The sequence below is a fragment of the Microvirga sp. jy35 genome, from assembly GCF_056148915.1.
The window spans coordinates 40,091-52,659 of record NZ_JBWBEW010000037.1 but is presented as its reverse complement, the minus strand read 5'-3'; the positions used below and the strand labels follow the sequence as shown (position 1 = coordinate 52,659).

Genomic DNA, 12,569 nt, shown 5'->3' with positions numbered 1-12,569 from the left:
GCAAAGCCCGTGAGCGGGACGACTACCTGGTCTACAACAAGAAGACGGGCGTGCTCTCCTATGATGCGGACGGCTCCAGCCGGGGCGCAGCGGTGGAGTTTGCCCAACTGTCGAAGAACCTCTCCCTCACCTACAAGGACTTCTTCGTCATCTAACTCTAGCTCACCCAAAAAGCCCCGGCCGAAAGGTCGGGGCTTTTTCGTATCGGTCAAAGATATTCCGCCTTGCGCTTCACCGGGACCCGAACCTGCGGATCGCGGTTGAGTGATCGGGAGGAGAGGTGACAATTTACTCCGGTATCTATAATGACGAGGCAGTTTCACGACGAAAAGAAACGATTTAGATATTTCACATCTGAAAGATGATTAATATGGCTGCCCATGGAGCCCTGGATCTGATCGGCAGGACCCCTCTCGTCGAGGTGACGAGCCTCGATACCGGTCCCTGTAGGCTCTTCCTGAAGCTGGAGAGCGCCAACCCCAGCGGCTCCATCAAGGACCGGCCGGCGCGGGCCATGATCGAAGCGGCCGAAGCCGATGGCCGCCTGAAACCCGGCGGCACGATCATTGAGGCCACCGCAGGGAATACGGGCGTCGGCTTGGCTCTGGTCGGCGCCAGCAAAGGCTATCGCACCCTTCTCGTGGTGCCGGACAAGATGTCCCGGGAGAAGGTGCTGCACGCCAAGGCGCTTGGGGCCGAGGTGGTCATCACCCGCTCCGACGTGGGCAAGGGCCACCCGGACTATTACCAGGACCTTGCCCAGGCAATCACCGCCAAGACGCCGGGCGCCGTCTACATCAACCAGTTCGAAAACCCGGCCAATCCGGCTGCCCACGAGGCAAGCACCGGCCCGGAGATCCTGGAGGGAATGGGCGGCGATGTGGACGCCGTTGTTGTCGGCGTCGGCTCCGGCGGCACATTGACCGGTGTCGGGCGGTTTCTCCGGAAGGCCTCGCCGAAGACCGCCATGGTCCTGGCAGACCCCGCAGGCTCGATTCTTGCGCCGCTGGTCGAAACCGGAGAGATGACCGAGGCCGGCTCCTGGGCCGTGGAGGGCATCGGGGAGGATTTCGTGCCGCCGAACTGCGACCTCTCTTTGGTCAGGAAAGCCTATTCCATCACCGACAAGGAGAGCTTCACGGCGGCCCGCGAACTGCTGCGCAAGGAAGGCATCCTGGCGGGATCCTCGTCCGGAACCCTGTTGGCTGCGGCGCTCCGCTATTGCCGCGTACAGACCGAGCCGAAGCGGGTCGTCACCCTCGTGTGCGACACGGGCGCCAAGTACCTGTCGAAGGTTTTCAACGATGCCTTCATCGCCCAGGAAGGTTGGCTCGACCGCAAGGTCACCGGCACGGCGCGGGATGTGGTGATCAATCCCTTCGGCGAAGGCGCGACCATCTTCGTCTCGCCCACAGAGACCCTGCGCTCGGCCTTCGCCCGCATGCGCTCCTCGGACGTCTCGCAACTGCCCGTGATCGACAATGGCCGCGTGGTGGGACTGGTCGATGAAAGCGACATCCTGGATGCGCTGGTGGCCAGCGAGGGCGCGCCGCAGAGTGTGTTCGACAAGCCGGTGCGCGACGTGATGGTCTCGCGCCTGCAGACCATTTCGGCCGATGCTCCCGTCCGGGAGCTTCTCCCCCTCTTCGCCTCCGGCCTCGTGCCGGTGATCATGGATGGCGATTCCTTCGTAGGCCTCGCCACCCGCATCGACCTTATCAACTTCTTCCGGATCCAAGCCCAATGACCGCCCGCAATCAGCTCGATTTTGCCACCCGCTGCATCCATGCGGGCCAGTCGCCGGATCCTACCACCGGCGCCGTCATGATGCCGATCTACGCCACCTCGACCTTCGCACAGGAGAGCCCCGGCGTTCACAAGGGCTTCGAATATGCCCGCTCGCAGAACCCGACACGCATGGCCTTTGAGCGCTGCATCGCGGATCTGGAAGGGGGCACGGCGGCCTTTGCGTTCTCCTCGGGTCTGGCGGCGAGCGCCACCGTGCTCGATATGCTGGAGCATGGATCGCACATCGTCGCGTCCGACGATCTTTATGGAGGCACGCGCCGTCTGTTCGAGCGCGTACGCCGGAAGTCGGCGGGGCTCGACATCACGTATGTCGATCTGGGCGATGCCGACGCCGTGAAGGCGGCCCTGCGCCCCAACACGAAGCTCGTCTGGGTCGAGACGCCCACCAACCCGCTCCTCAAGCTCGCCGACCTCGAAGCGATTGCGGCCGCAGCGCGTGGGCATGCCACCTGGCTCGTCGCCGACAACACCTTCGCCAGTCCTTATGTACAGCGTCCGCTTGAGTTCGGCTTCGACATCGTGGTGCATTCCACCACCAAGTATCTCAACGGACATTCCGACATGGTCGGCGGCGTGGTGATCGTCGGCCAGGACCAGGAGATCCGCGAGAAGATCGCCTTCCTGCAGAACGCCGTCGGCTCCGTCTCCGGACCTTTCGACAGCTTTCTGGCCCTGCGCGGCCTGAAGACCCTCTCGCTGCGCATGGAGCGCCACTGCACCTCGGCCCTCAGGATCGCGCAGTTTCTGGAAGCCCATCCGGGCGTCGACGGGGTGATCTATCCGGGCCTCGCCTCGCATCCGCAGCATGAGCTCGCCAAGCGCCAGATGCGCGGCTTCGGCGGCATCATCACGGCCCGCATCAAGGGCGGGCTCGACGGGGCGACGCGCTTCCTGGAGCGCTGCCAGCTGTTCACCCTGGCCGAGAGCTTAGGCGGGGTGGAGAGCCTGATCGAGCATCCGGCCATCATGACCCATGCCTCCGTGCCGCCGGAGGTGCGGGCGGAACTCGGCATCGACGACGGGCTCGTGCGCCTGTCGGTGGGCATCGAGGATGCGGACGACCTGATCGATGATCTGCGCTCGGCTTTGGGGTAAGCGTTGCCTAAAGCGAAATTCCTCCCATCTCGTCATCACCGGCCTTGTGCCGGTGATCTCGATTTGAGGCACATCCACTGTCATTCCGGGGCCGCGCAGCGGAGCCCGGAATCCATAACCGCTGACGACTCAGAATAAGAGGTAACGGCGTTCATGGCGTTCTAAGCTGCGGCGTCGTGTTTATGGATTCCGGGCTCGGCTCTACGAGCAGCCCCGGAATGACAGTGAGGGTATTATCCCAGTCCCTGCGAAAGCCGGGGATAATACGCCCCGTTCAAGCAACGGGCGAGAACCGTCCCACAAGCTGGTGCCTGTCGCCGGGATAGGTGATCCGGGCCTCGGTCACGAAGGCACCTGCCTGCCAGGTCCGCCGCTCCAGCATGAGACAGGCTGATCCGGTCTGGATTCTGAGCCGTTTGGCCATTGCGCTGTCCGCATTGACCGCGCGGACGATGTGCTCCGCATCCGTCCACGGCACGCGCCGCAGCAGCCAGGTGCCGGGCGGGTCGTCTTTGAACAACTCGTCGCCGGCTTCAGGCACAGTGGCAAGGTTGATCAGACGTTGCTCGAAGGCTTGCGGCACGTCATCCATCACGTGAAGCGTCGAGAGACAGAGCATCTCCGTCCCAGCCGGCAGCCCCGTGCGCTGCGCCGCGGCGGCATCGATGGGCTCGATGGAGCGGCTCAGGATCTTGAAGCGATACTCCACTCCAGCGCGGGCCGCCTCCAAGGCGAAATCCTGGATCTGCAGCACGGCCTGCTGGTTGCTCGGCTCGGCTACCACGGTGCCTGCCCGGCGCCGGCGCGTGATGAGGCCGTTGGCGGCGAGCGTCGAGAGCACCTTGTTCACGGTCATGCGCGAGCAGCCGTACTCGCCCATCAGCTCATGCTCGAAGGGAATGCGGTGCCCCGGAGGCCACTCGCCGGACATGATCCTGGCCTCGATGTCGTCGCGGATGCGCTGGTGCAGATGCTTCATGCCTGCGTGATCTTTCCTCATCCAAGGATGCGGGCCATGGCCCGCGCATAGCGGGCATGGATCGTATCGCGGTTCAGATGGCGGCCGCTCCTTACCACGGGCCTGCCCGCAACGAACACCGTATCGATGGCGGCCTTACCGGCCACGAAAACATAGGAATCGAGCCAGCGATCGCCTGAGATGGCGGCGAGATCGGCATGCTCCCCATCGAGCACGACGAGATCGGCACGATACCCCTCGGCGATTGCACCGATGCGCCGCCCGAGCGCCTGCGCTCCGCCCGACAGTGCCTTCTCATAGAGGCTGCGTCCCGTCGACTGCCCCTCCCGCTCGGCCAGAACGTTGCGCGCGCGGTGCTTGAGGCGCTGACTGTACTCGAACTGCTTGAGTTCTCCCGGCGCTGAAATCTCGATGTTGGAATCGGACCCGACGCCGAAGCGCCCTCCTGCTGCGAGATGACCGACACCCTCGAAAATACCGTCGCCGAGATTGGCCTCGGTGATCGGGCACAGGCCCGCCACCGCGCCGCTCATGGCGATGCCCCTCACCTCCTGCGGGTCGAGATGCGTGGCGTGGATAAGGCACCAGCGGTCGTCGACGGTCGCATGGTCGAGCAGCCACGACACCGAGCGCTGCCCTGACCATGCGACGCAGTCCTCAACCTCCTTCACCTGCTCGGCGATGTGGATATGGACCGGCCCCTCGCCTGCCAATGCTATCACTTCGCTCAGGCTCTCGGGCGTCACGGCGCGCAGGCTGTGCGGCGCAATGCCGACGATCGCATCATCGAGAACGGCAACGCTTTGGCGGGCGCCCTCGAGGAGACGCCCATAGCGCTCGACGCCGTTGACGAATCTCCGCTGACCCTCCGTCGGCGCAGCACCGCCGAAGCCGCCCTGCGCGTAGAACACCGGCAGCAGCGTCAGGCCCATGCCGGTTTCCTGCGCGGCGGCCGCGATGCGTCCGGAGAGCTCCGCGATGTCGGCGTAGGGGCGGCCTTCCGCGTCGTGGTGCAGGTAGTGGAATTCTGCGAGCGCGGTGAAGCCGCCTTCCAGCATCTCCATCATGGCGAAAGCCGCGATGGCCTCCGCGTCGTCCGGCGTGAGGGAGCCGAGGAAGCGGTACATCACCTGCCGCCAGGTCCAGAAGCTGTCGCCCTCCGGCCCGCGGGTTTCGGCAAGCCCCGCCATGCCGCGCTGAAAGGTATGGCTGTGCAGGTTCGGCAGGCCCGGCAGCGCGATTCCGGCGACGCGCTCGCGGCCATCGGGTGAAGCCTCCGGTTGCACGGCCGTGATCGTTCCACCCTCGATGTCGAGGCCGACATTCCGGGCCCAGCCGCGGGCAAGGAGGGCATGATCGAGAATGAGCCTGCGCATCGCTGTCACCTTTGCTGACGGGTAGCCTAGCCGTTGGCAGCCGCCAAAAAGCCACGCCGCCGCCCGACCATCAGAGCCGATCGAATACGTCTAGACAATATCGATAGTTCGCGATTATGTATAGACATTATCGCAACCGCACCGGAGCAGGAACATGCGCTTCGACCGGGTCTGGCTCAACGCCCGCCTCGCTACGCTCAGAGGAGACAGCCTCGGGATCGTCGAGAGCGGAGCCGTCGCCGCCAAGGATGGCCGCATCGCCTTTGCCGGACCGGCCCAGGACCTGCCGAGCGGCTGGGATGCGGCCGAGCAGATCGATTGTGAGGGCCGCTGGATCACCCCTGGCCTCGTCGATTGCCACACCCACCTGGTCTATGGCGGCGACCGGGCGCACGAGTTCGAGCTGCGCCTGCAAGGCGCGAGCTACGAGGAGATCGCCCGGGCCGGCGGCGGTATCGTGTCAACCGTGAAGGCCACCCGCGCGGCAAGCGAGGACGTGCTTGTCGCCAGTGCCCTGCCCCGGCTCGATCACCTCATCAGTGAGGGCTGCACCACCATCGAGATCAAGTCGGGCTACGGGCTCGACCTCGAGACGGAAGCGCGAACCCTTCGCGCCGCGCGGCGTCTTGCCGGCGAGCGCCTCGTTTCCGTCACCACCACCTTCCTCGGCGCCCATGCCCTGCCGCCGGAAGCGAATGGCGACAAGGACGCCTTCATCGAAAAGATCTGCACCGAGATGCTGCCGGCCCTGGCCCGCGAAGGATTGGCCGATGCGGTCGATGCCTTCTGCGAGGGCATCGCGTTCTCGCCCGCGCAGACCGCTCGCGTGTTCGATGCGGCAAAGGCGGCTGGACTCAGCATCAAGCTGCACGCGGACCAGCTCTCCAACCTGCATGGCGCCAAGCTCGCGGCCGATCATGGCGCGCTCTCGGCCGATCATCTTGAATATACGGACGAGGACGGCGCCGCCGCGATGGCGAAGGCCGGCACCGTGGCCGTGCTGCTGCCGGGCGCCTTCTACATGCTGCGGGAGACCAAGGTGCCGCCCATCGCTGCGTTCCGCAAAGCCGGCACACACATGGCGCTCGCAACTGACTGCAATCCCGGCACCTCGCCGCTCACCTCGCTGCTGCTGACCATGAACATGGGCGCCACCCTGTTCCGCCTGACCGTCGAGGAATGCATCGCGGGCGTGACGCGCGAGGCCGCCCGCGCGCTCGGAAGGCTCGATGAGATCGGCACGCTGGAGCCCGGCAAGAGCTGCGACCTCGCCATCTGGAACATCGAACGGCCCGCGGAACTCGTCTACCGCATCGGCTTCAACCCGCTTCACACCCGTGTCTGGAGGGGACAGTGACACAAACCATCATGCTTCATCCCGGCTCGGTTTCTCTGGCCGACTGGCGCAGCGTCTATTTCGGGGCGGATATCGCTCTGGATCAGGATAGCCGCCGGGCTATCGAGGCCAGCGCCAAGACCATCGAGACCATCGTGGCCAAAGGCGACCCGGTCTACGGCATCAACACCGGCTTCGGAAGGCTCGCGAGCGTACGCATCGGCACCGCCGATCTGGCAACCCTCCAGCGCAACATCGTGCTCTCGCATGCGGCGGGCGTCGGCGAACCTTTGCCCGCTTCCGTTGTGCGCCTCGTGATGGCGCTCAAGCTGGCAAGCCTTGCGCAGGGCGCGTCGGGCGTGAAGTGGTCCACCATCGAGCACCTGACCGCCTGCCTCAAAGCGAACCTCGTTCCCGTCATTCCCGGTCAGGGATCCGTCGGCGCCTCGGGCGATCTCGCCCCCCTCGCCCACATGACCGCAGCCCTCATGGGCGTCGGCGAGTTCTTCGTCGATGGTGTGCGGGTGAAGGCGGAGGCGGCTCTTGCGCATGCCGGTCTTTCGCCGCTGACCCTCGGCCCCAAGGAAGGCCTGGCGCTTCTCAACGGCACCCAGGTATCGACGGCTCTCGCGCTCGCAGGTCTGTTCGAAGCCGAGCAGGTGTTCCGTGCTGCACTCATCACGGGAGCGCTCGCCACCGATGCGGCCAAGGGTTCGGACGGCCCATTCGACGAGCGCATCCAGAAGCTGCGCCGTCACCGCGGGCAGATCGAAGTGGCCGCCTCTCTGCGCGCTCTGATGCAGGGCAGCGCCATCCGCGCGTCGCACCTCACCAATGACGACCGGGTGCAGGATCCCTACTGCCTGCGCTGCCAGCCGCAGGTGATGGGCGCCGTGCTCGACCTGCTGCGCCAAGCGGCTGAGACGCTCGGCACCGAGGCGAACGGCGTCTCCGACAATCCGCTCGTCTTCTCGGATACCGGAGAGGTCATCTCCGGCGGCAACTTCCATGCGGAGCCGGTGGCTTTCGCCGCCGACATGATCGCCATGGCCCTGTGCGAGATCGGCTCGCTCGCCGAGCGGCGCATCGCCATGCTGGTCGACCCGACGCTCTCTGGCCTGCCCGCCTTCCTCACGCCGAAGCCGGGCCTCAACTCCGGCTTCATGATCCCACAGGTGACGGCCGCGGCACTCGTGTCCGAGAACAAGCAGCGCGCCTATCCGGCGAGTGTGGATTCCATCCCGACCTCCGCCAACCAGGAAGACCACGTCTCCATGGCGACTCATGGCGCGCGCAGGCTCCTGCCGATGGCGGCGAACACCGCCAACGTCATCGGCATTGAATACCTCGCGGCCGTCCAGGGCTGCGATTTCCATGCGCCGATGACATCGAGTGAGCGCCTGGAGCGCGCCCGCGCGCTGCTGCGCGCGCAGATCCCGCATCTCGACGACGACCGGCACATGGCGCCTGAAATGCAAGTGGCTACGGCCCTCATCGCCTCCGGGGCGCTGGCCGATGCCGTAGGCCACGACGTGCTGCCGCTCGTGACGGACGAGGCAAGGTGATGAGCATGGAGCATCCGGACTGGCTCACCGTCGTCCGTGGCGACGCGCCGCTCGTGGTGAGCCTGCCGCATACGGGCACGGACATTCCGGCTGGGTACGAGCATGGTCTCGTGTCACCCTGGCTGTCGCGCAAGGATGCGGATTGGTGGATCGAGCAGCTGTACGATTTCGCAGCCGGCCTCGGCGCCACGGTGATCCGCACGACCATCTCCCGTACGGTGATCGACGTGAATCGCGATCCGTCCGGCGTCTCTCTCTATCCGGGACAGGCGACCACGGAGCTTTGCCCGACAACAACCTTCGACGGCGAGCCGCTCTACGAGCCGGGCGCCGAGCCGACAGCGGAGGAGATCGCCGAGCGTCGCGCCCGCTTCTTCGATCCCTATCATGCGGTGCTGCGCGCTGAGACCGAGCGGCTGCGGGCCAGGCAGGCCAACGTGGTGGTCTATGATTGCCATTCGATCCGCTCGGTCATACCCCGCCTCTTCGACGGCACCCTGCCCCACTTCAACATCGGCACGAATGGCGGAACGACCTGTGACCGGTCCTTGAGCGACGCCATCGAAAAAGTCTGCGCGAGCAGCGGCTTCAGCCATGTGGTCAACGGCCGCTTCAAGGGCGGCTACATCACGCGAAGCCTTGGTCATCCTGATGCGGGTGTCCATGCCGTCCAGATGGAGCTCGCCTGCCGCGGCTACATGCGCGAGCCGCTCGGCCCCGTATCCGAGGGCCAGTGGCCGACACCGTACGACGAGGCCTATGCGGCACCCCTACGCGCTGCGCTCACCCTCATCCTCCAGACCTGTCTCACCTTCGCCCAATCCAAAGCCTGAGGATCCGTCTCATGACCCGCATCGATAACGCCCGCGTGATCCGCGCCCCCCACGGCACCGACCTGTCGGCCAAGAGCTGGCTGACGGAGGCTCCGCTGCGCATGCTGATGAACAACCTCGATCCAATGGTCGCCGAGAAGCCCGGCGAGCTCGTGGTCTATGGCGGCATCGGCCGCGCGGCGCGCGACTGGGACAGCTTCGACCGCATCGTGGCCGCTTTGAAGAACCTGGAAGAGGACGAGACCCTGCTCGTGCAGTCAGGCAAGCCCGTGGGCGTGTTCCGCACCCATGCGGACGCACCGCGCGTGCTGATCGCCAATTCCAACCTGGTGCCGCACTGGGCCACCTGGGACAAGTTCCATGAGCTCGATCGCAAGGGGCTCATGATGTACGGTCAGATGACCGCCGGCTCCTGGATCTATATCGGCACGCAGGGCATCGTGCAGGGCACCTACGAGACCTTCGTGGAAGTGGGCCGCCAGCACTACAACGGCGATCTCTCAGGACGTTGGATCCTTACCGGCGGCCTCGGCGGCATGGGCGGCGCACAGCCGCTTGCCGCCACCATGGCGGGTGCGTCGTGCCTTGCGGTCGAGTGCCAGCCGAGCCGCATCGAGATGCGCCTGCGCACAGGCTATGTGGACCAGCGCGCCGACAACCTCGACGAGGCACTCGCCATCATTGAGCAGTCCTGCCGCGACAGGAAGCCGGTCTCCGTCGGCCTCCTCGGCAACGCCGCCGAGATCTTCCCGGAGATCTACCGGCGCGGCATCCGCCCCGATGCGGTCACGGATCAGACCTCCGCGCACGATCCCATCAACGGCTACCTGCCGAAGGGCTGGACGCTTGCCGAATGGGAGGCCAAGCGCGAGACCGATCCCAAGGCCGTGGAGCATGCCGCCAAGCAATCCATGGCCGAGCACGTGCGCGCCATGCTCGACTTCCACAAGGCCGGCGTCCCGACCCTCGATTACGGCAACAACATCCGCCAGATGGCGAAAGAAGAAGGCGTCGACAACGCCTTCGACTTCCCGGGCTTCGTTCCGGCCTATATCCGCCCGCTCTTCTGCCGCGGCATCGGGCCGTTCCGCTGGTGCGCGCTCTCGGGCGATCCGGAGGACATCTACAGGACGGACGCCAAGGTGAAGGAGCTGCTCCCGGACAACAAGCACCTGCACAACTGGCTCGACATGGCGCGTGAGCGCATCAAGTTCCAGGGCCTGCCGGCGCGCATCTGCTGGGTCGGCCTCGGCGATCGACACCGCCTCGGCCTCGCCTTCAACGAAATGGTGGCCAAGGGCGAGCTGAAGGCCCCCATCGTGATCGGCCGCGACCATCTCGATTCCGGCTCGGTGGCGAGCCCGAACCGCGAGACGGAGGCCATGAAGGACGGCTCGGATGCGGTCTCCGACTGGCCATTGCTGAACGCGCTTCTCAACTGCGCCTCCGGGGCTACCTGGGTGTCGCTGCATCATGGCGGCGGTGTCGGCATGGGCTTCTCGCAGCATTCGGGCATGGTGATCGTGTGCGACGGCACGCCGGAAGCGGCCAAGCGCGTGGAGCGCGTGCTCTGGAACGATCCGGCGACCGGCGTCATGCGCCATGCGGATGCGGGCTACGACATCGCCGTCGACTGCGCCCGCGAACACGGTCTCAACCTGCCGAGCCTGCGCTGATGGAGGCGCGCGTCATCCGCAGCGAGGACCTCGTCCGCGTTCCGTGGAAGAACGGCGGCGGCACCACTGCGGAGGTCGCGGCCTTTCCGGAGGGCTCCGGCTTCGACACGTTCGGATGGCGCATCAGCATGGCGGATGTAGCCTCCGACGGACCGTTTTCGGTTTTCCCGGGGATCGACCGCACGCTGATCGTGGTCGAGGGCGACGGCATCGAGCTTGAGGTGGAGGGCATCGCCTACCGATTGGACAAGGACGTTCCCAAGCTCTCCTTTACCGGCGATGACACCACGAGCGGTCGGCTCCTTTTGGGACCGATCCGCGATCTGAACGTCATGACCCGGCGTGGACAGTTCCGGCACCGGACGCGGTTCGTGGAGTCGGGCGTGGCGCTGCTGTCGGAAGACACCGTGACCGCCTTCATTGTCGCCCTCGACGGCTCCTTCGACGTGACGCTCGGCTCGACGATTCATTCGCTGCATGTGCTCGACACGCTGATGCTGGAGGCGATGCAGGATCTCATCCTCCTCTCCGGCACTGGACGGGCGATCTTGGTGGAGATTGCGTCGGACCAGCCTGAAACTCTGGCTCATGACCCTCATGCCTCATCCTGAGAATGTGGCTCACAAAGATAGGCCACGTGTTTCCCTCCCCTTGTGGGGAGGAGGGCTGCCGGTGCCTTATGAGCCGGCCTCTCAGGATGAGAGCTCAGGGGAAGGCATCACTTCTGGCCAGACTTTTAGAAGCGCAATTTTTGGCGGGCGCTGCCCAAAACAACGGCAGGTCCAAATGTATAGACATTTGACATTGCCGCTCCGGCATGGTGCCATTCGCCCGCTCGAAGACAATGCACGATGCGAGAAGCGCAAAACCCTCCAGTGGGTGCGGTCGGCAAACGAGCCAGGGAACTTGGATAAATCGGAGGCTGCAATGAAGGCGGTATTGGGTGGTTTGGCCGTGTTGGCGCTGGCGGTCGGGTCCGCCTCGGCGCAGGAGACGAAGGTGACCGTCGGCATCTCGGGCTGGACGGGCTTCGCCCCCCTGACGCTCGCGAAGGAGGCCGGCATCTTCAAGAAGAACGGCCTCGACGTGACGATCAAGAAGGTCCCGCAGGCGAGCCGCCACCTTGCCATCCAGTCCGGCGACATCCAGTGCGCCGCCACAACGGTGGAGACCTGGATCGTATGGAACGCCAACGGCGTGCCCACCAAGCAGATCTTCCAGCTCGACAAGAGCTTCGGTGCCGACGGCATGGTGGTCAGGAACGACGTGGGCTCGATCAAGGACATCAAGGGCAAGCAGGTGGCGGCCTCCGCGCCCGGCACGTCGCCCTATTTCGTGCTGGCCTGGATGCTGAAGAAGAACGGCCTCTCCGTGAAGGACGTGACCGTGGTCAACATGGAGCCGGGCCCTGCGGCTCAAGCCTTCATCGCCGGTCAGAACGATGCGGCCATGACCTACGAGCCGTATCTCTCCTCCGTGCGCGCAGCGCCTCAGTCCGGCAAGATCATCGCCACCACCCTCGACTACCCGGCCGTGATGGACACCTTCGGCTGCACGCCCAAGTTCCTGACCGACAACCCGAAGGCCGCGAAGGCCCTGGCCGACAGCTATTTCGAAGCGCTCGACATGATCGCCAAGGATCAGGCGAAGGCCTACGAGATCATGGGCGCCGACGTGAAGCAGACCGGCGAAGCCTTCGGCAAGTCGGCACAGTACCTGCGCTGGCAGGACCGCGAGGCCAACAAGAAGTTCTTCGCGGGCGAGTTCAAGACCTTCTCGGCCGAGGCCGCGGACCTGCTGCTTGAGACCGGCATCATCAAGCAGAAGCCGGACATGGAAGCGCTCGCCGATACGAGCTTCATCCAGTAAAGCATCCTTCCGGCGGTGGCTCTCTTCCATG

10 protein-coding genes are annotated in these 12,569 nt (G+C 65.3%); 8 read left to right on the top strand and 2 right to left on the bottom strand.

All coding sequences use genetic code 11. The annotated features are described in order from the left end of the window. Positions 1 to 370 precede the first annotated feature (370 nt). A complete protein-coding gene (locus tag AC0QTX_RS21465) occupies positions 371 to 1,747 on the top strand; it encodes a pyridoxal-phosphate dependent enzyme (protein ID WP_474605854.1) in 1,377 nt (458 codons plus the stop codon). Further along, on the top strand, positions 1,744 to 2,904 hold the full coding sequence (locus AC0QTX_RS21460; protein ID WP_474605853.1) for a cystathionine gamma-synthase: 1,161 nt from the start codon (positions 1,744 to 1,746) through the stop codon (positions 2,902 to 2,904). The genes AC0QTX_RS21465 and AC0QTX_RS21460 overlap by 4 nt, the downstream gene beginning before the upstream one ends. A gap of 274 nt (positions 2,905 to 3,178) precedes the next feature. On the opposite strand, the gene hutC is transcribed toward AC0QTX_RS21460, so the two are convergent. Both hutC and AC0QTX_RS21450 read right to left on the bottom strand, forming a co-directional pair. Further along, a complete protein-coding gene (gene hutC, locus AC0QTX_RS21455) occupies positions 3,179 to 3,883 on the bottom strand; it encodes a histidine utilization repressor (protein ID WP_474605852.1) in 705 nt (234 codons plus the stop codon). Between the two features lie 17 nt (positions 3,884 to 3,900). Then, positions 3,901 to 5,259 (bottom strand): formimidoylglutamate deiminase, encoded by a 1,359-nt coding sequence (locus AC0QTX_RS21450; protein ID WP_474605851.1) that lies wholly within the window; start codon positions 5,257 to 5,259, stop codon positions 3,901 to 3,903. Between the two features lie 154 nt (positions 5,260 to 5,413). Between AC0QTX_RS21450 and hutI the strand changes: the two genes are divergently transcribed. From hutI to AC0QTX_RS21420, 6 genes are all read left to right on the top strand, one after another. Beyond that, positions 5,414 to 6,616 carry an imidazolonepropionase gene (gene hutI, locus AC0QTX_RS21445; RefSeq protein ID WP_474605850.1) on the top strand — a complete coding sequence of 401 codons (1,203 nt, stop codon included), beginning with the start codon at positions 5,414 to 5,416 and terminating at the stop codon, positions 6,614 to 6,616. A gap of 11 nt (positions 6,617 to 6,627) precedes the next feature. Then, complete coding sequence (hutH, locus tag AC0QTX_RS21440; RefSeq protein ID WP_474605857.1) at positions 6,628 to 8,160, top strand: histidine ammonia-lyase; 1,533 nt, start codon at positions 6,628 to 6,630, stop codon at positions 8,158 to 8,160. A gap of 5 nt (positions 8,161 to 8,165) precedes the next feature. Then, positions 8,166 to 8,993: an N-formylglutamate deformylase gene (gene hutG / locus AC0QTX_RS21435; RefSeq protein WP_474605856.1), complete on the top strand. Its 828-nt coding sequence runs from the start codon at positions 8,166 to 8,168 to the stop codon at positions 8,991 to 8,993. Positions 8,994 to 9,004: 11 nt separating this feature from the next. Then, positions 9,005 to 10,669, top strand: a complete 1,665-nt coding sequence (gene hutU, locus AC0QTX_RS21430) for a urocanate hydratase (RefSeq protein ID WP_474605849.1) — start codon at positions 9,005 to 9,007, stop codon at positions 10,667 to 10,669. After that, on the top strand, positions 10,669 to 11,280 hold the full coding sequence (locus tag AC0QTX_RS21425) for a HutD/Ves family protein (RefSeq protein WP_474605848.1): 612 nt from the start codon (positions 10,669 to 10,671) through the stop codon (positions 11,278 to 11,280). The genes hutU and AC0QTX_RS21425 overlap by 1 nt, the downstream gene beginning before the upstream one ends. Before the next feature lie 316 nt (positions 11,281 to 11,596). Then, complete coding sequence (locus AC0QTX_RS21420; RefSeq protein ID WP_474605847.1) at positions 11,597 to 12,538, top strand: ABC transporter substrate-binding protein; 942 nt, start codon at positions 11,597 to 11,599, stop codon at positions 12,536 to 12,538. The last annotated feature ends 31 nt before the right edge of the window (positions 12,539 to 12,569 follow it).